Source organism: Streptomyces sp. BE303 (assembly GCF_036290945.1).
Lineage (GTDB): Bacteria > Actinomycetota > Actinomycetes > Streptomycetales > Streptomycetaceae > Kitasatospora.
Genome location: NZ_JAQYWZ010000891.1, coordinates 119,199 through 136,800, shown reverse-complemented (window position 1 = coordinate 136,800; position 17,602 = coordinate 119,199). Strand labels below are relative to the sequence as shown.

At 75.1% G+C, this 17,602-nt stretch carries 14 protein-coding genes and 1 pseudogene; 7 read left to right on the top strand and 8 right to left on the bottom strand.

Features of this window, described 5'->3' with window-relative positions:
• From PUR56_RS34245 to PUR56_RS34235, 3 genes and pseudogenes are all read right to left on the bottom strand, one after another.
• A pseudogene (locus PUR56_RS34245) lies at positions 1-151 on the bottom strand (ABC transporter ATP-binding protein); the annotation flags it as partial.
• Positions 152-326: 175 nt separating this feature from the next.
• Positions 327-2,573, bottom strand: coding sequence for a restriction endonuclease (locus tag PUR56_RS34240; RefSeq protein WP_329951806.1), 2,247 nt, complete (start codon positions 2,571-2,573; stop codon positions 327-329).
• A gap of 213 nt (positions 2,574-2,786) precedes the next feature.
• On the bottom strand, positions 2,787-3,458 hold the full coding sequence (locus PUR56_RS34235; RefSeq protein ID WP_329951805.1) for a maleylpyruvate isomerase N-terminal domain-containing protein: 672 nt from the start codon (positions 3,456-3,458) through the stop codon (positions 2,787-2,789).
• Positions 3,459-3,626: 168 nt separating this feature from the next.
• On the opposite strand from PUR56_RS34235, the gene PUR56_RS34230 reads away from it, so the two are divergent.
• Together PUR56_RS34230 and PUR56_RS34225 are read left to right on the top strand one after the other, a co-directional pair.
• On the top strand, positions 3,627-4,556 hold the full coding sequence (locus tag PUR56_RS34230; protein WP_329951804.1) for a DUF2797 domain-containing protein: 930 nt from the start codon (positions 3,627-3,629) through the stop codon (positions 4,554-4,556).
• A 124-nt stretch (positions 4,557-4,680) separates the two neighbouring features.
• Positions 4,681-5,625, top strand: a complete 945-nt coding sequence (locus PUR56_RS34225) for an alpha/beta fold hydrolase (RefSeq protein WP_329951803.1) — start codon at positions 4,681-4,683, stop codon at positions 5,623-5,625.
• Positions 5,626-5,656: 31 nt separating this feature from the next.
• On the opposite strand, the gene PUR56_RS34220 is transcribed toward PUR56_RS34225, so the two are convergent.
• The gene (locus tag PUR56_RS34220; RefSeq protein WP_329879291.1) at positions 5,657-5,959 is read right to left on the bottom strand and encodes a hypothetical protein; all 303 of its coding nucleotides are present in this window, start codon (positions 5,957-5,959) and stop codon (positions 5,657-5,659) included.
• A 281-nt stretch (positions 5,960-6,240) separates the two neighbouring features.
• The gene (locus PUR56_RS34215) at positions 6,241-7,203 is read right to left on the bottom strand and encodes a formylglycine-generating enzyme family protein (protein ID WP_329951802.1); all 963 of its coding nucleotides are present in this window, start codon (positions 7,201-7,203) and stop codon (positions 6,241-6,243) included.
• Positions 7,204-7,278: 75 nt separating this feature from the next.
• Here PUR56_RS34215 and PUR56_RS34210 point away from each other — a divergent pair, with 75 nt between their 5' ends.
• The gene (locus PUR56_RS34210; RefSeq protein WP_329951801.1) at positions 7,279-7,923 is read left to right on the top strand and encodes a PadR family transcriptional regulator; all 645 of its coding nucleotides are present in this window, start codon (positions 7,279-7,281) and stop codon (positions 7,921-7,923) included.
• Positions 7,920-9,707 carry a sulfatase gene (locus PUR56_RS34205; RefSeq protein ID WP_329951800.1) on the top strand — a complete coding sequence of 596 codons (1,788 nt, stop codon included), beginning with the start codon at positions 7,920-7,922 and terminating at the stop codon, positions 9,705-9,707. The genes PUR56_RS34210 and PUR56_RS34205 overlap by 4 nt, the downstream gene beginning before the upstream one ends.
• A 57-nt stretch (positions 9,708-9,764) precedes the next feature.
• Here PUR56_RS34205 and PUR56_RS34200 read toward each other — a convergent pair whose 3' ends face one another.
• From PUR56_RS34200 to PUR56_RS34190, 3 genes are read right to left on the bottom strand one after another with little or no spacing between them, the layout of a single operon-like run.
• The gene (locus PUR56_RS34200) at positions 9,765-10,502 is read right to left on the bottom strand and encodes a succinate dehydrogenase/fumarate reductase iron-sulfur subunit (protein WP_329879287.1); all 738 of its coding nucleotides are present in this window, start codon (positions 10,500-10,502) and stop codon (positions 9,765-9,767) included.
• The gene (locus PUR56_RS34195) at positions 10,499-12,448 is read right to left on the bottom strand and encodes a fumarate reductase/succinate dehydrogenase flavoprotein subunit (protein ID WP_329951799.1); all 1,950 of its coding nucleotides are present in this window, start codon (positions 12,446-12,448) and stop codon (positions 10,499-10,501) included. Before PUR56_RS34195 ends, PUR56_RS34200 begins: the two co-directional genes overlap by 4 nt.
• Positions 12,445-13,149, bottom strand: coding sequence for a succinate dehydrogenase cytochrome b subunit (locus PUR56_RS34190; RefSeq protein ID WP_329951798.1), 705 nt, complete (start codon positions 13,147-13,149; stop codon positions 12,445-12,447). The genes PUR56_RS34195 and PUR56_RS34190 overlap by 4 nt, the downstream gene beginning before the upstream one ends.
• 109 nt (positions 13,150-13,258) lie before the next feature.
• Between PUR56_RS34190 and PUR56_RS34185 the strand changes: the two genes are divergently transcribed.
• From PUR56_RS34185 to PUR56_RS34175, 3 genes are all read left to right on the top strand, one after another.
• Positions 13,259-14,236, top strand: a complete 978-nt coding sequence (locus PUR56_RS34185; RefSeq protein WP_329879284.1) for a LysR family transcriptional regulator — start codon at positions 13,259-13,261, stop codon at positions 14,234-14,236.
• A gap of 246 nt (positions 14,237-14,482) precedes the next feature.
• A complete protein-coding gene (locus PUR56_RS34180) occupies positions 14,483-16,447 on the top strand; it encodes a serine/threonine-protein kinase (RefSeq protein WP_329951797.1) in 1,965 nt (654 codons plus the stop codon).
• Between the two features lie 88 nt (positions 16,448-16,535).
• The gene (locus PUR56_RS34175; protein ID WP_329951796.1) at positions 16,536-17,534 is read left to right on the top strand and encodes a hypothetical protein; all 999 of its coding nucleotides are present in this window, start codon (positions 16,536-16,538) and stop codon (positions 17,532-17,534) included.
• The last annotated feature ends 68 nt before the right edge of the window (positions 17,535-17,602 follow it).

Sequence of the window (17,602 nt, the reverse complement as noted above, 5' to 3'; positions counted from 1 at the left end):
CCATGATGGCGGTGAACTCGCCCTGCGGGAAGGTGACGCTGACGTTGTCGAGGGCGACGACGCGGGTCTCGCCCTCCCCGTAGACCTTGTTGAGGCCGGTGGCGCGGGCGGCCGCCCGGCCGGTGCGGACGGCGGTTGCGGACATCGTCACGGAGGACTCCTGAGGGCTGTGGACGAAACGGACGATTGCGTTCCGTTCGATTCTCGCAACCCGTCCGCGTCCGGAATGTCGGCCCCGGGTACGGAGGCCCCCCGCCGTCCCGGCGTCCCGGCGGGGGGCTCTCTCGTCCTCAGGTATGACCTCGACCCCGAGGGGGACGGCGGCCCTACTCGATCGCGACGCCCCAGCGCACCGCGAGTCCGGCCAGGCCGTCCGGCACCGCCGTCCCGCTCGGCGTGAACCGCCAGACGCCGCCCCGGCGTTGGAACGAGCCGATCACCAGCGCGGTCTCCGGCACCCCGCCGGTGTCGGCCGTCCAGGCCGCCGGCCCGGTGGTGTCCGGGCCGAACGAGACGGCCGCGGACAGCCCGTGCACGTAGCCGAGCGGCAGCGCCGGCTGGTCGTCCTCCTCGGTCGAGACCGCGACCACCACCTCGTCCACGCCCGGCGCCAGCCGCCCCGGCTCCAGGGTCAGTTCGGCCCGGCGCACCGGCTCCCCGGACACCGAGCGGGTGGGATGCACCCGGACGGCGCCGTCGGGGTCCTGCGGGTTGTTGAAGAAGACGAAGTGCTCGTCGCTCAGCACCTTGCCGCCCGCGCAGAGGAAGGCCGAGACGTCCAGCTCGACCGCGTCGCCGCCGGCCGTCCGGCTCCGCCAGGAGAGTGCCACGGTGGTGGCGTGGTCCTCCGCCGAGGGCTCGTCGCCCGGCCGCCGGCCGTTCGCCGGCCCGCTCCCTGAGGCGGCGTCCGCCGACGGGCCGCCCGCCGGACCGCTGCCGGAGGGAGCGCGACCCGCCGTACCGTCCCCGGCCCGGCCGCCGCCGGACGGTCCGCTCCCGTCGCCCAGCCGGCCGCGCAGCCCCTGTTCGGCCAGCAGCTCCACCAGCTCCGGCCCGCTCACCAGCGTCAGCGGCTTGTTGCGGATGTACTCGTACGAGCCCGGTCCGAAGCCGGCCGTGGTCACCAGGATGCCCTTGATCGCGCCGTGGTGGCGGACCGTCGAGTCCAGGTCGCGCACGGCGGTGGGGGAGACCGTCGAGCGGTAGCGCTTCGCCTGGATGACGATCCGTCCACCGGTCACCGGGTCGAGGTCCTCGGCGACCACGTCCACCCCGGCGTCGCCGCTGCGGGCCGTGGTCATCACCCGGAACCCGCGCAGCCGGAAGAGCTCGGCGATCAGCTCCTCGAACTCGATCGGGTCCATCGCGAAGAGGTCCGGCTCGTCCTCGCCGCCCTGCCCCGCCACGCTGCCGCCGACCGTCTCCGGCAGCCGGTCCGGTCGCACCTCGTCCAGCCGCTCCGGACGGGCCGACAGCACACCGCCCAGGCCCTGGAAGCACTCCACCGCCGCCACCCGGTCCAGCGCCAGCCCGGCGAACTCGGCCCGGTCCACGGTCACCGTGGTCAGGAACCGCTCGGCCTCCCGGCCGGTCGCGGGGTCGATCCCCTGGACGAACCCGTTGAGCACCACCGAGGCCAGCAGCCCGTCCCCGTCCGCCCGGTAGAGCTCGGTCACCACCCGCAGCGCGCTCTGCGCCAGCACCTCCCGGTACAGCGCCTTGCGCTCGGTCGCCGGGCGGGCCACCTCCGCCTCCCGGTCGTCGGTCCGCACGTACCGCACCCGGCCCGCCGCCGGCACCACCTCCGGGCCCGGCAGCTCCCAGTTCACCACCAGCTGGCGGCTGGACGCCTCCCAGGCCGCCACCAGCCGGTGCGGGAACCCCTCCGGCCAGGCGGCCGAGGCGTACAGCACGGCGGTGAAGTACTCCTGCACCGCCTCGGCCTGGCCGGAGCGCAGCCGGCGCAGCAACTCCTCCGTCCCGGCCGCCCGTTCCTCGTCCTCCCGGCGGAACCGGGCCACCCACTCCAGGTACTGCCCGTGGTACTCGGCGAGGCGCCGCTGCCGGTCCGCCTCGGCCGCCTGCGCCGCGTACCAGTCCTGCTCGAAACGGGCGCGGGCCTGCGCCGCGTACTGCTCGTACTGCTGCCAGACGCCCGGGTTGCGGGCCTGCACCGGATCCGGCGGCTGTACCCGGTACCGCGTCTGGTCCGGCATCGGCACCGGCTCGCCGAGCCGGCCCGGTTCGAACGCCGGCACCGGGCGCGCCGCCAGCAGGGCCTGCGGCCGGAACGCCGGCCGCCCGAGGCCGGCCGTCAGCAGACCGCTCAACTCGGCGACCCGGGCATCCAGTTCGGCCGTCCGCCGGGCGGCCTCCGCCTCCCGCCCCTGCTGGTACGCGCGCTGCGCCTCCCGCTCGCCGCGGGCGGCGGCCTTCTGCGCCTCCCGCTCCTCCCGCTCACGTCGGCGCTGCTCGGTGGCCTGGGCGCGCCACCGGGCCTCCTCCCGGCGCTGCTCCTGTCGCTGCGCCTCCGCCCAGACCGCCAGCACCCCGTTGTTCCGCCGCCCCGCCACGTCCACCCCTTCGTTCCACGCCCGTCCGGCGCCGCTTCCGTCTCCCGGCCGCGCCGCCGCCGCGCCGCCACAATAGAACGTGGACGGGGGGACCGCGCAAAGCGCCCGCGACCTGCGGTCCTGCGGGGCGGTGAGGCGGTGTCACCCGGCGCCCCCGCCCCCGCCGTCGGGCCGCCCCCGCCCCCGCCGCAGGGCCGCCGGCGGTGCGCCGGCTCAGACCGGCGGTGCGTCCGCCCGTACCTCCGCGTACCAGCGCCACTCCGTGCGCCGCGGCCGGCCCGGCAGTCCGGTGCGGCCGGTGGCCCAGAGCAGGGTGGGCCAGGCACCGGCGGCGTCGTCGAGCGGGACGTCCGGGAAGACCCGGGCCAGGACGCGGTGACAGACGTCCACCGGCGGTCGCCAGGGCAGTCCGAGCCCCTCGGCGACGTCGTGCAGGTGGACCAGCGTCTCCACCAGGCTCATCGCGGCGAATCCGGCCGGGTCGGCCAGCCCCCAGGGATGGTAGGCCCGTACCCCGGGCGCGGCGGTGCGGGCGATCGCGATCATCAGGGCGCCGCTCGCCTCAAGGACCTGGATCAGCGCGGCCGGGCCGCCGTCACGGTCGACGAAGACGAAGCTGTTCGGCCCGCCGGGGAAGCGCCGCACCGAGAGGAACGGCACGTAGCGGTCCTGCGGCGGCTCGGCCGGGCCGAGTTGGGCGGCGTACGCGAGCAGGTCGTCCGCGAGGTGTTCGACGGTGCTCCAGCAGTCCCAGCTGACCGCACCGGCCGGGCGCGACCAGTCGGCGTCGGCGGGCGCGGCCCGCAGGGTGGACACGGCGAGCCGGAGTACGGCGGCGAGGTCGTCGGGGGTCACGGGCCCGGGCCGGGCGGATTCGGTGATCATGTCCCTGACGGTAGCCGGTCGGCGGCAGCCCAAGGCAGCCCAAGGCAGCCCCGGGCGGGCCCCGACAGCCTCGCGCGCCTCGGTGGCCACGGCGCCGCCGGACCACCCGTGGTGTCCCGGTGTCGGGCCCGCCGGGTAGCCTCGGTGGCTCGGACGGGAGAGGTGAACGTGGCAGAACGACAGGCGGGCCCGGCAACCGGCTGGGTCTCCACCGGCCTGCACTGGCGGGACGGCCGACCGGTGCTGAGCGCCGTCCACGGCCGCCGGGTGCACGAGCGCGAGGCGTCGCCCGGCACCGAGGTCGGCTGGCTGCTGGGCGGACCGCGCCGCTGCACCGGGGCCTGGCTGGTGGGCCAGGACGAGCGCACACCGTGCCCGCACCACGCCGAGATCGCCCCGGACGGCGGGGCCGTGCAGTGCGCGCCCTGCCAGAGCGTCGACCGGGGGCTGGCGCTGGCCCGGGACCAGATCCTCGACGACGGCCGCACCTACCGGCTGTACCTCGCCTGGTTCGGCGAGGGCCTGCTGAAGGTGGGCCTGACCGCCGAGCAGCGCGGCACCAGCCGACTGCTCGAACAGGGCGCGCTGGCCTGGACCTTCGCCGCCCGGGGTGCGCTCCCCGCCGTGCGCCGGGCGGAACTCACGGTCGCCGCGTCCGGGTTGGCCCGCGAGCGGTTCAACAGCCGGGTCAAGCTGGATCATTGGTGGGAGCACGGCGACCTCGCGCACCGCCGCACGCTGCTCACCGAGGCCCGCTCCCGGGCCCACGGACTGCTCGACGGGCACGGACTGGAACTCCTGGCCGGCCACCCGGTCACCGACCACGTCGAGGTCTTCGGCCTGACCGGCGGCGCTCCGGCCGCCTACCGGCAGATCGACGCGCTCGCGCCCGGAGCGGTGGTCGCCGGGCGGCTGCGCCCGGCGATCGGGCGCCACCTGCTGCTCGACCAGTCCGACGGCACCGAGCCGCTGCTCCTCGACACCCGCCGGCTCACCGGCTGGACGCTCTCCCCGGCGCAGGGCCGACCGCCCTCGGGGCTGTCCCTGCGTCCGCGGGTCCGCCCGGAGGCGCCGGACACCCAGGAGGCGCTGTTCTAGGCCCTCCCGCGGGCGGTGCGGTGAGGGCCGCGCCCCTCATCGTGGTTGCAAATAAAAACCGGCAAGTCTAGGCTCGGCCCTGCCCGGTTTCACATTGCTACCACTGTGCTCCGAGAGGCCCGCCATGATCGCCGCCCACGAGACCTTCGCCGGCACCTTCCCGTACCGTCCGCGTTTCAGCGGTGCCCCCGGCTTCCGGATGCACTACGTCGACGAGGGTGCCGGTCCGGTCGTCCTCTGCCTGCACGGCGAACCCACCTGGGGCTACCTCTTCCGGGACCTCGTCCGCCGCCTCGCGCCCACCCACCGGGTCGTCGTCCCCGACCACATGGGCTTCGGCAGGAGCGAGACCCCCGCGGACCGCACGTACTGGCTGCAGGACCACATCGACAATGCCGAGGCCCTCGTCCTCGACCTCGGCCTGAGCGGGATCACCCTGGTGATGCACGACTTCGGCGGGCCGGTCGGCATGGGCCTGGCCGCCCGGCGGCCCGACCTGATCGCACGGGTCGTCAGCGTCAACGGCCCCACCCCGTTCGGCCAGCCCGACCTCGCCGAGGTGCTGGCCGCCAACGCCGCCGACTCCCCGTGGTTCCGCTGGATCGCCCGGGCCCACGCCGACGGCACCCTCGACGCCGTCCTCGGCGACCTCGGCCGCGACGTCCTCGGCACCCTGCGCCTCAACGGCTTCGAGAACCCCGCCCCGATCACCGACACCTGGCTCCGCGCGTACGGCGCACCGTTCCCGACCCCGGGGCAGAGCCTCGGCGCGATCGGCTGGGCGAAGGGCTTCGCGACCGGCGCGCACCGGTTCGAGGAGCCGTCGGACGAGGCCCGCGCCGCGCTGGCCGCCGTTCCCGCGCTGGCCGTCTGGGGCGCCGCGGACCGGACGCTGAACGCCCGGCACTTCCTCCCGCTGTTCCGTGCGGCCTTCCCGGAGGGCCGGGTCGTCGAGCTGCCCGGGGTCGGCCACTACAGCCCGGAGGACGCTCCGGAGGAGGTCGCCGACCTGCTCGGGCGATTCCTGGCCGAGACCGACCCGACCGTCCCCGCTCCGCAGGGGGCCTGAACGCAACGGCCCCCGAGCCGCCGGAGCGGTTCTAGGCGAGCTTGCCGCGCACCCCGCCGGGTCCGGAACGGGCCCGCCGGGAGAGCGGGGGCCGCGACGGCCGGACGTCCGGTCGTCCGCCGGTCGACTCCTCCGGTGCGGCGCCGGTGCGCGTGGCCCGGGCGGCCGCCAGCGCGATCCGGGCGAGCAGCGGGTCCTCCCGGATCCCGGCCTCCTGCTTCACCGCCTGGCAGCGTGCGCACCAGAGCGGCGACGCGGGCCCGTCCGGGTAGGCCATCCCCTCGGGCGGCAGGTAGTGGCTGCCGCACTCGACGCATTCGAAGACCAGCCTCATCCGACGATCACCGTCCCGGAACCGTGGCACCGACCGCATGGCGACCAGAAGGTGTGGATCCTCGGCACCATGCTCCCTTCCTCATCGAGCTCGACCGTGGCCTCGGTCTTCTCGGTCCCTCCGGACCCGCCGCACCCGGAGCAGGACTGAACCTCGGGCATATGCGTTCCTCCTTGGCGCGGGCACCACGGTAGCGCGAATCACGGTGGCCCAGCACCGATCCTGACGAACCGTCGCGGAAGCGGGGCGCGCACGACCGGTTCGCGCGCCCCCGGGGGAGCTCAGCGGGCGACCGTCCGGAAGCCGCAGTTGCCGCTGGTCGACTCCGGGGTGTTCCCGGTGCGGGCGGCCACCCGGTAGCGGTTGCAGTAGGAGTCGTGGCACAGGTACGAGCCGCCGCGCAGCACCCGGCGCCCGGTGCCGTCCGGGCAGTGCTCCGGTCCGCGCGGGTCGAGGCGCGGTGAGCGCGCGTACCAGCCGGGGTCGAAGCGGTCGGCGCACCACTCCCAGACGTTCCCGGCCACGTCGGCCAGGCCGAAGCCGTTGGGCGGGTAGGTGCCGACCGGCGCGGTCGCGTACCAGCCGTCCTCGCCGGTGGGCAGGTCGGGGAACCGGCCCTGCCAGATCCGGCAGCGGTGCTCGCCGTCCGGGCGCAGCTCGTCGCCCCACGGGTAGCGGCGGCCGGCCAGCGGCCCGCGGGCGGCGTACTCCCACTCGGCCTCGGTGGGCAGCCGGCGGCCGGCCCAGTGGCAGTAGGCGAGCGCGTCACGGTGGCTGACGTGCACCACGGGGTGGTCGAGCTGGTCGGCGGCGTCCCCGAGCGGCCCGTGGGGGTGGCGCCAGTCGGCGCCGCGGACCTCCAGCCACCAGGGCGCGGCGGGGGAGCGGCCGAGCAGGTCGGCGGGTTCGGCGAGCGCGAACAGGTCGAAGACGGCGGAGGAGCCGGCCCGCTCGGCGTCGGTGCGGTAGCCGGTGGTTTCGACGAAGGCCGCGAACCGGGCGGTGGTGACGGGCTCGGTGTCGATGGTGAAGGGGGCCAGCTCCACCTCGTGCACCGGTGTCTCGCCGTCGGCGGGGTACCCCTCGTCGTGTGCGTCCCCCATCGCGAACACGCCTCCGGGCAGCGCCGCTTCGGGGTGTACGGGCCGGGCGTCGGCGGCCCGGGGCGGGAGCGGGAGGACGGGCGCGTCGGCGGCCCGGGCCGACGGCAGGCAGCAGGACCGTTCGGCGGGGGGTTGACTCATGGGGCCAAGCTATAGCACTTTTCACCTAGGTGAGAATGCACCTAGCTGTCGTCACGGAAGAGGGAAGCGCCCCCGGTGAAGTTCGACCACGTCCTGCTCGGCCTGCTGGCCATCCACCCCCGCAGCGGCTGGGACCTCAAGCAGTGGCTTGCGGGGGAGGGCCAGTTCGTCCGTTCGAACGCCCACCAGAGCCAGATCTACCGGCTGCTCAACCGGATGGCCGAACAGGGCTGGGTCGCCTTCGAGACCGACCCGCGCGACGGCCGCCCGGACGCCAAGGTGTACCGGCTGACCGGGGCCGGCCGCGCCGAGCTGGTCACCGAGGCCCGTTCGCCGTACCGGCCGACCAGCCGTTTCCAGGACCCGGACTTCATGGCCCGGTTCTACTTCACCGGCCTGGTCGCCCCGGACCGGCTGATCGACCTGATCGACACCGAACTCGCCTACCGGCGGCGCCAGGTGGCGACCATGCGCGGCCGCGACCGGTCCGTGGCCTTCGCCGAGGGCGTCCCCGAGGCGGACGCCCACCGGGTCCGTCTGCTCCGCGAACTCACCCACCAGTACGGCGCGTCCGCCGTCGACGCCTGGCTCGACTGGCTGGAACGCACCCGCCGCCTGCTCGGGGACGCGCTGCCCGACCCCGTCCCCGCCGCCGACCCCGACCCCGACCCCGCCGCCGAAGCCCGCCCCGCGCCCATCGAAGGAGACTCCGCCCGGTGAAAGCCGTCCTGGTCATGTTCGACAGCCTCAACCGCCGCTTCCTGCCGCCCTACGGCTGCGACTGGACCCTGGCCCCGAACTTCAGCCGCCTCGCCGCCCGATCCGCCACCTTCGACAACTGCTACGGCGGCTCGATGCCCTGCATGCCGGCCCGCCGCGAGATGCACACCGGCCGCTACAACTTCCTGCACCGCTCCTGGGGCCCGCTGGAGCCCTTCGACGACTCCGTCCCCGACCTCCTCGGCAAGGCCGGCGTCTACACCCACCTGGTCACCGACCACCAGCACTACTGGGAGGACGGCGGCGCCACCTACCACAACCGGTACGGCAGCTACGAGTTCTTCCGCGGCCAGGAGGGCGACAAGTGGAAGGGGCACGTCGCCGACCCGGACATCCCCGAGACGCTCTCCTGGCGCGCCGGCCCGGCCTGGCGCCAGGACTGGGTCAACCGTCAGTACCTGCAGGACATCGCCGACCACCCGCAGACCCGCACCTTCGACGCCGGTCTGGAGTTCCTCGCCACCAACCGCGACCAGGACCGCTGGTTCCTGCAGATCGAGTGCTTCGACCCGCACGAGCCCTTCTACTCCTACGCCGAGCACAAGAAGCACTACCCGCACGACTGGGACGGCCCGCACTTCGACTGGCCCGACTACAGGCGCGTCACGGAGAGCCCCGAGGCCGTCGAACACGCCCGCAACGAGTACGCCGCGCTGCTCACCATGTGCGACGACTCGCTCGGCCGGGTCCTCGACGCCTTCGACGAGCACGACCTCTGGGACGACACCCTGCTGATCGTCTGCACCGACCACGGCCTGCTGCTCGGCGAGCGCGGCTGGTGGGGGAAGAACATCCAGCCCTGGTACGACGAGAACATCCACACCCCGCTGTTCGTCTGGGACCCGCGCACCCGTGCCACCGGCCGCCGCGCCGCCCTCGTCCAGACCGTCGACCTCGGGCCCACCCTGCTGGAGTACTTCGGTGTCCCGCGCACCCCCGACATGCAGGGCCGCCCGCTCGCCGACACCGTCGCCCACGACACCCCCGTCCGGCTGCACGGCCTGTTCGGCGTCTTCGGCGGGCACGTCAACATCACCGACGGCCGGTACGTCTACATGCGCGCCTGCAAGGACGCCGACAACCGCCCGCTGTACGAGCACACCCTGATGCCCACCCACATGCACGGCCCCTTCACGCCGCAGGAGCTGGCTCCCGCGACCCTGGCCGGACCGCTGCCCTTCACCAAGGGCATGCCCGTCCTGCGGCTGCCCGCCAACGCCTGGGGCAACCCGTACGCCTTCGGCACCCTGCTGTTCGACCTCTACACCGATCCGGACCAGGAACAGCCGCTGGTCGACGACGCGTTGGAGCTCCAGCTGGCGGCCCTGCTCACCCAGGCGCTGCGGGACGCCGACGCCCCGGCCGACCAGTTCGAACGGCTCGGCCTGCCCGCCGCGGGGCCGGTCACGGCCGAGCACCTCCAGGTCCGTGCCCAGCGCCCGCAGGCACTCGCCTCCGCCGAACCCCTCCCCGAGGCCGGGGACTTCCCGGACACCCCGCTCTCCGTGCACACCCCGCTGCGCACCCTGCTGGAGGACGAACGGGCCGCCGCGGCCGTCCTGGAGCGGCTGCCGATGCTGGCCGCCCCGGGCCTGCGGGCGATGCTCGGCGCACTCTCGCCGTTCCGGCTCGCCGCCATGGGCCCGTCCGTCCGGCCCGCGGACCTGCGCGCCCTCGCGGACGCCCTCGCCGGGCTGCCCACCCCGGCCGGACCGGCCGAGTAGCGGACGGCGGAGCAGCGGCCGGCCGGCCGGGCGGCCGACCCCGGGCCCTCCGGCGGTTCAGCCGAACGAGCTGCGCAGGAACTCGCGGTTCATCGCGGCGATGCTGGGCAGCGGGATGCCCTTCGGGCAGGCCGTGGCGCACTCGCCGGTGTTGGTGCAGCCGCCGAACCCCTCGGCGTCCATCGCGGAGACCATCTCGCGCACCCGCGACCTCCGCTCCGGCGCGCCCTGCGGGAGGATGGTGAGGTGGACCACCTTCGCGGAGGTGAAGAGCATCGCCGACCCGTTCGGGCAGGCGGCCACGCAGGCGCCGCAGCCGATGCACTCGGCGTGCTCGAACGCGGTGTCGGCGGCCTCCTTGGGCACCGGGGTGGCGTGCGCGTCGGGCGCGCTCCCGGTCGGGGCGGTGATGTAGCCGCCCGCGCCGATGATCCGGTCGAAGGCCGAGCGGTCCACCACCAGGTCCTTGACCACCGGGAACGCCGCCGCGCGCCACGGCTCGACGTCGATGGTGTCGCCGTCGGTGAAGTGCCGCATGTGCAACTGGCAGGTGGTGGTCCGCTCGGGGCCGTGCGCCCGGCCGTTGATGACCATGCCGCAGGCGCCGCAGATCCCCTCGCGGCAGTCGTGGTCGAACGCGACGGGCGTGTCGCCGCGGGTGATCAGCTCCTCGTTGAGGGTGTCGAGCATCTCCAGGAAGGACATGTCCGGACTGATCCCGCCGACCTGGTAGGTGGTCATCGAGCCCGGCGTGTCCGGGCCCGCCTGGCGCCAGATCCGAAGGGTGAGGTTCACGCGTAGCTCCGTTGGGTGGGGTGGACGTGCTCGAAGTCGAGGTGCTCGCGGTGGAGCACGGGCGCCTCGCCGGTGCCGGTGAACTCCCAGGCGGCGGCGTAGGAGAACTCCTCGTCGCGCCGGGCGGCCTCGCCGTCCGGGGTCTGGCTCTCGGTGCGGAAGTGGCCGCCGCAGGACTCGGCCCGGTGCAGTGCGTCCAGGCACATCAGCTCGGCCAGTTCGAAGTAGTCGACCAGCCGGTTGGCCTTCTCCAGCGACTGGTTCAGCTCCTCGCCGGTGCCGGGGACCTTGATCCGGCGCCAGAACTCCTCGCGCAGGAGCGGGATCCGGGCCAGCGCCCGGCGCAGCCCCTCCGCGTCGCGGGCCATTCCGCACTCGTCCCAGAGCAGTTCGCCGAGCTCGCGGTGGAAGGAGTCGGGCGTCCGGTCGCCGTCCACCGCGAGGATCAGGTTCAGCCGGTCCGTCACCTCGGCCTCGACCGTGGCGATCTCCTCGTGGTCGGCCGGGACGGCGGGGAGCCTCTCCCGGGCCAGGTAGTCGTTGAGCACCGGCGGGAGCACGAAGTAGCCGTCCGCCAGGCCCTGCATCAGGGCGCTGGCGCCGAGCCGGTTGGCGCCGTGGTCGGAGAAGTTGGCCTCGCCGACGGCGAACAGCCCCGGGACGGTGGTCTGGAGGTCGTAGTCGACCCAGAGCCCGCCCATCGTGTAGTGGATCGCCGGGTAGATCCGCATCGGCACCCGGTACGGGTCCTCGGCGGTGATCCGTTCGTACATCTCGAACAGGTTGCCGTACCGGGCCTCCACCGCGTCCCGGCCCAGCCGGCGGACGGCGTCGGCGAAGTCGAGGTAGACCCCCTGGCCGCCGGGGCCGACGCCGCGGCCCTCGTCGCAGACGTTCTTGGCGGCCCGGGAGGCGATGTCGCGCGGGACGAGGTTGCCGAAGGACGGGTAGATCCGCTCCAGGTAGTAGTCCCGCTCGTCCTCCGGGATCTCGGCCGGCGGCCGGGTGTCGCCCTTCGCCTTCGGTACCCAGATCCGGCCGTCGTTGCGCAGCGACTCGCTCATCAGGGTGAGCTTGGACTGGTGCTCGCCGGAGCGCGGGATGCAGGTGGGGTGGATCTGGGTGAAGCACGGGTTGGCGAAGTACGCGCCGCGCCGGTGCGCCCGCCAGATCGCGGTGGCGTTGGAGTTCTTGGCGTTGGTGGAGAGGTAGAAGACGTTGCCGTACCCGCCGCTGGCGAGGACCACCGCGTCGGCGGTGTACGTCGAGACCGCGCCGGTGACCAGGTCGCGGGCGACGATCCCGCGCGCCCGCCCGTCGATCACCAGCAGGTCGAGCATCTCGGTGCGGGCGTGCATCTCCACGTTCCCGGCGGCGATCTGCCGGGACAGCGCCTGGTAGGCGCCGAGCAGCAGCTGCTGGCCGGTCTGGCCGCGGGCGTAGAAGGTCCGGGAGACCTGGACGCCGCCGAACGACCGGGTGTCCAGCAGGCCGCCGTACTCGCGGGCGAACGGCACGCCCTGGGCCACGCACTGGTCGATGATCTCCACCGAGACCTGGGCCAGGCGGTGCACGTTGGACTCGCGGGCACGGAAGTCGCCGCCCTTGACGGTGTCGTAGAAGAGCCGCCGGACCGAGTCGCCGTCGTTGCGGTAGTTCTTGGCCGCGTTGATGCCGCCCTGGGCGGCGATCGAGTGGGCCCGCCGGGGGGAGTCCTGGAAACAGAACTGGACGACGTGGTAGCCCTGTTCGGCGAGGGTGGCGCCGGCCGCGCCGCCGGCCAGGCCGGTGCCGACCACGATGACGGTGTGCTTGCGCCGGTTGGCCGGGTTGACCAGCTTGGCGTCGAACCGCCGCTGGTCCCACCGCTGTTCGATCGGCCCGGCGGGGGCCCGGGTGTCGGCGACCGGCTCACCGGTCCGGTAGTCGCTGTAGTCGGTGCTCAACTCACCACTCCGGTCATGACGGCCACGGGGACGGACAGGAAGCCCACGGTCAGCAGCAAGGCCAGGCCGTTGGCGGTCAGCTTCAAGGCGCGGTCCCGGCGGGCGTTGTTGGCGCCGAGGGTCTGCGCGGCGCTCCAGAAGCCGTGCCGGACGTGCAGGCCGACCGCGAGCATCGCGACGACGTAGATCCCGCAGCCGTACCACGTCCCGAACGAGGCCACGATGTTCTGGTACGGCTTGCCGTGCTCCGCGTTGGGGTTCACGGTCAGCGTGGTCAGGTCGAGGATGTGCCACACGAGGAAGAGCGCCAGGATCACCCCGCCCCAGCGCATGGTCCGGGTCGCGTAGCTCGCCCGCCGCCGCCGGTGCGCGTACCGGGCCGGCCGGGCGGCCAGGTCGCGCCGGCTCAGCTGGTACGCGGCCACGCCGTGCAACAGGACGGCGGCCAGCAGGCCGACCCGGGCGATCCAGAGGAACCACTCGTGCCCGAGGAACGGCTGACCGAGGGTGCGCAGCCAGGCCGCGTAGCCGTTGATGTCCTCCGGCCCGAAGAACACCTTGAGGTTGCCCAGCATGTGCGCGACCAGGTAGAGCAGCATGACCAGTCCGCTGACGGCCATGACCGCCTTCTTGCCGACGGTCGACCGCCACAGGGTGGCCAGGGTGGACGGATGCCGGGCCGTCCGAGTCGCGGTTGTCATGGCGCCAACGGTAGGGACGGCGGCGACGGTACGTCCAAGACATGATTCGGCTCGCGACCATAGCCCCCGGCTATCGTGCCGGGCGGCCGGGGCGGCCTATCCTGGCCGGGTGCAGCTCCAGCAACTCCGCTACTTCGTGGCCGTCGCCGAGACCCGTCACTTCACCCGGGCCGCCGAGGAGGTGCATGTGGCACAGCCTTCACTCTCGCAACAGATCCGTTCCCTGGAGCGGGAGTTGGGAGCCGAGCTGTTCCACCGCACGCGCGGCAACATCGCCCTGACCGACGCCGGCGGGGCGCTGCTGCCGCTCGCCAGGCGCATCCTCGCCGACACCGAGAACGCCCGACTCGCCGTCCAGGAGACCGTGCAGCTGCGCCGGGGCCGGGTCCGGCTGGGGGCACCGCCGAGCCTCTGCACCAGCCTGGTGCCGGACGTCCTGCGGGTCTTCCGGGACCGCTACCCGGGGGTGGCCCTGGTGGTCCGGGAGGGCGGCTCGGGCGATCTGGTGCCGGCGCTGACCTCGGGGGAGCTGGACCTCGCGCTGGTCATCACCCGGCCGGGCGGTGCGGCCGGACGGTCCGGGCATCCGCTGGCCGTCACGGAACTGCTGCACGAGGAGCTGGTGCTGGTGGAGCGCGAGGCCGCTCGGCCGGGGCCCGGTGACCGGGCCGGCGCGGGCCGGGCACCCGCCCGGCGGCGGAAGGTCCGGGTGACGGAGCTGCGCGGGCGCCCGCTGGTCATGTTCCGCGAGGGCTACGACCTGCGCGAGGCGACCCTCGCGGCCTGCCGGGCGGCCGGGTTCGAGCCGGAGTTCGCGGTCGAGGGAGGCGAGATGGACGCGGTGCTCGGCTTCGTCCGGGCCGGGCTCGGGCCGGCCGTGCTGCCCGGCATGGTGGCGGCGCGCTCGGGGCTGGTGGTGACCCCGTTCGCCGCCCCGGGGCTGGGGCGCAGCATCGCGGTGGCGCACGACTCGGAGGTGCCGCTGACCCGCGCCGCGGAGGCGCTGCGGACGACCCTGCTGGCCCACCTGCGGGACGCGGCCCACGCCGGTGAGCTGCCGCCGGGCACGCGGTTGCTGCTGGCGTGACCCCCCGGGCCCCGTCGGTCCGGGCGTCGGGCCCGGGCGTCGGGTCCGACGAGCCGGCCGCCGTCCGACCGGTCGGCCCTCCGGGCGTCCGAACGGTTGGCACCCTGTGCGAATCACCCGAATCGTGACCTGGCCGCTCCGGGGGCCCGGAACCCGCTGTTCCCGGGCTGCGTCCCAGGTAGCGGCGGTGGTGCCGTAAGGTGCGACGCCGCAGAGCCGCGGGAGCGACGGGGAGAACGCGAAGCGATGGACGACCGGAAGCAGCAGGACCACAGACAGACCGGGGGCGCGACCGTCCCCGCCGCGGGGGACGCCCGGGTGCCTTCGGACGAACGGCCGTGGGAACTCCCGGAGTACCTCCACGAACGGGAGCTCGGTGCCGGGGCGAGCGGCCGGGTGGTGCGCGCCCGCCACCGGGTGACCGGCACCCCGGTCGCGGTCAAGTACCTCCACGGCTCCGTCGGCACGCCCGGCCTGCGCACGGAGGCCGAGGTCCTCGCCGGCATCGACTCCCCGCACGTCACCCGGCTCTACGAGTACGTGGAGGGGGAGCGGGGCTCGGCCATCGTGATGGAGCTGGTGGACGGCATCGCGCTGCGCGATCTGCTCCGGGCGGAGGGCGCCACCACGCCGGAGGCCGCCCTGGTCGTGCTGAAGGGCTCGCTGCTCGGCCTGGCCGCCGCGCACGAGGCCGGCGTGGTGCACCGCGACTACAAGCCCGCCAACGTCCTGGTGGACACCGTCGGCACCTCCAAACTGGTCGACTTCGGCATCGCCGTGCCGAGCGGTGACGACCGTGACGTCTCCGGCACCCCCGCCTACATGCCGCCCGAGCAGTGGGCGGGGCGGCCCGCCTCGCCGGCCGGCGACGTCTACGCCGCCACCGTCACCTTCTTCGAGTGCCTCACCGGCGCCCGTCCCTACGGCGGCACCACGATCGCCGAACTCGCCGTCCAGCACACCGAGGCCCCGATCCCGGCGGAGCTGGCGCCGGACCCGGTCCGGCCGCTGATCCTGTCCGGCCTGGCCAAGGATCCGGAGGACCGGCCCGACAGCGCGACCGCGCTCGTCGAGGAGCTGGAGGCGGTCGCGGCCGCCGGGTACGGACCGCAGTGGGAGGAGAAGGGACGGCTCGACCTGACGGCACTGGTCGCCCTGCTCGCGCTGCTGCTGCCCGGTGCGGGCGCCGCCGCCGGAGGCACCTCGCTGGCCCACACCACCCTGGGCGGCACCGGGGCCCCGACGGCGGGGACCGTGGGCGGGGCCGGTCCTGACCCGTCCGCGGCCGTCCGGGAGACCCTGGTCCGGCGCGGGGTGCGGCTCGGCACCCGCGGCAAGGCCCTCGTCGGCGTCGCGGCCGGCGCGCTGACCCTCGCCACGCTGGCGGGCATGGCCATGGCCGGGGCCGCCGACGGCGGTGGCCGCACGGTCGTGGGCGGCGCCGCCCCGGAGGCGACCACCAGCCTCGGCGCGCCCGACCCGGCGGGCGACCCCTCACCGGCCGGCCCGCCGGCGGGCCCGGACACCCCGAGCACGGACCCGTCCGCTCCGACGGCCGCGCCGACGGGCCCGGACGCCCCGAGCACCGGCGCCACGCCCGTACCGACGGTCGGGCCGACGGCGGGCCCGGGCAGTCCGGGCGGCGGCCCCAAGCCCTCGCCGACCGGCAAGACCCCGACACCGCCGGGGCTCCCGCCCGGCACCGCCGCTCCCACCACCGGCCTGCCGCCGGCGCCGCCCGTCGGCGGCGTGCCCACCGCCGCACCCACCACGGCCCCGACCGTCGGGCCCCCGTCGGCCCCGCCCGTCGGCGGCGCGCCCACCATCGCGGGTCCGAGCCCGACCCTCGGTCCGGCGCCGACCGCGACCGTCGCTCCGGCGAGGGTGACGGTCGGCACGGTGAACGTCGACTCGCTGACCTGCGCCGGGCGCTGGAGCGTGACCGCGACGGTCACGGTGGTCGCCCAGGGCGCGGGCACCGGAGACCTCACGCTGAGCTGGTACCACAGCTCGGGCGGCCGGGCGGTCACCGTCGCGACCGAGACGGTGGTGGTCCGTGACGGTCGCGCCACCGTGACCCGGACGCACGACTTCGGCTCGGCCGACACCTTCCCGACCTGGGGTGTGCGCGTCGGCACCATGCCGGCTGCGGCGAAGCCGGGCCGGACGTCGGCCGACGTGGCCGCCTACCTCTGCGACCCGCCCCGCTGATCCGCACCCACCCGGTCCGGTCCGTGACCGGCCTGCGTCCGGACGACCCGTCCCGATCCCGATCCCGATTTCGCTCGCTGGAGGAGCCATGTCCACGTCCCGACCAGACTCCGCCCCGGTCCCGGGCCCGGACGCCGACCGGACCGTCCGGCTCGCCCCGGGCGGGGAGAGCTTCGGCCCGGGGCCCGGCGGGGGCCACGGCGACGCCGAGGTGACGGTCCGGCTCGCCCAGGGCGGGGACGGGGCCGAGGGCGGGGACGGCGGTCGGGCGACCGTCCGGCTCGGCTCCGGTCCGGTGGCACCGGGGCGGACGGTCCGGCCGGACCGCCCCGCCGCGCCGCCGGTGCCCGGAACCGGCGGGCCGGACGCCGAGGCCACCGTGCGGATCGATCCCACCGAGGCCGCGGGTGCGACGTTCCTCGACCCCCGTGTCTGGGGCGGCGCCGCTCGACCGGCGGAGACCACCGCGCCGATGGAGACCCCGGCGTACGGCAGCACCGTCCCCGGCCCGCCCCCGCCCGGCGCGGGACCGGCCGCCGCGGCAACGCCCGCTACGGGACCGGCCGGCGGCGGCCCGGAGGCCGAGCGACCGTTCGCCCCGGGCGAGCTGCGGCGCTTCGGTCCCGGAGTCCCCCCGCAGGCCGCCGCCGTCTGGCACGGCCGGGCCGTCCCCGGCGCCGAGGAGCCGCGCCGGGGCCGCCGGGTGTGGCGGTGGCTGGTGCCGGTGGCGGTGCTGGCGGCCGTCCTGGCCCTCCTCTTCTGGCGCCTCCGGGCACCCGACCTCGCGGTCACCGGCGTCGGTGTGACCAGCGGCCAGGAGACCCCCGGCTGCGGGGGCACCGCGGTGATCACGGCCACGGTGGAGACCAACGGCGGGGCCGGCACCCTCCGGTACCGCTGGCTGCGCAGCGACGGCACGACCTCCGGCGAGATCCTCCAGGACGTCCGCTCCGGCGCCCACCGCACCGAACTGGTGCTGCGCTGGAGCTTCGAGGGGCGGGGTGCGCTGGAGGCCACCGCGACCCTGGAGATCCTCTCGCCGCAGGCCCGGACGACGGCCACCTCGTTCCCCTACCGCTGCTCCTGAGCCGGCGACGTCCGCCGGTCCGCCGACCCGGGTGCGGGCACCCCGGAGGGCCCGGGGGTGCCCCGGGC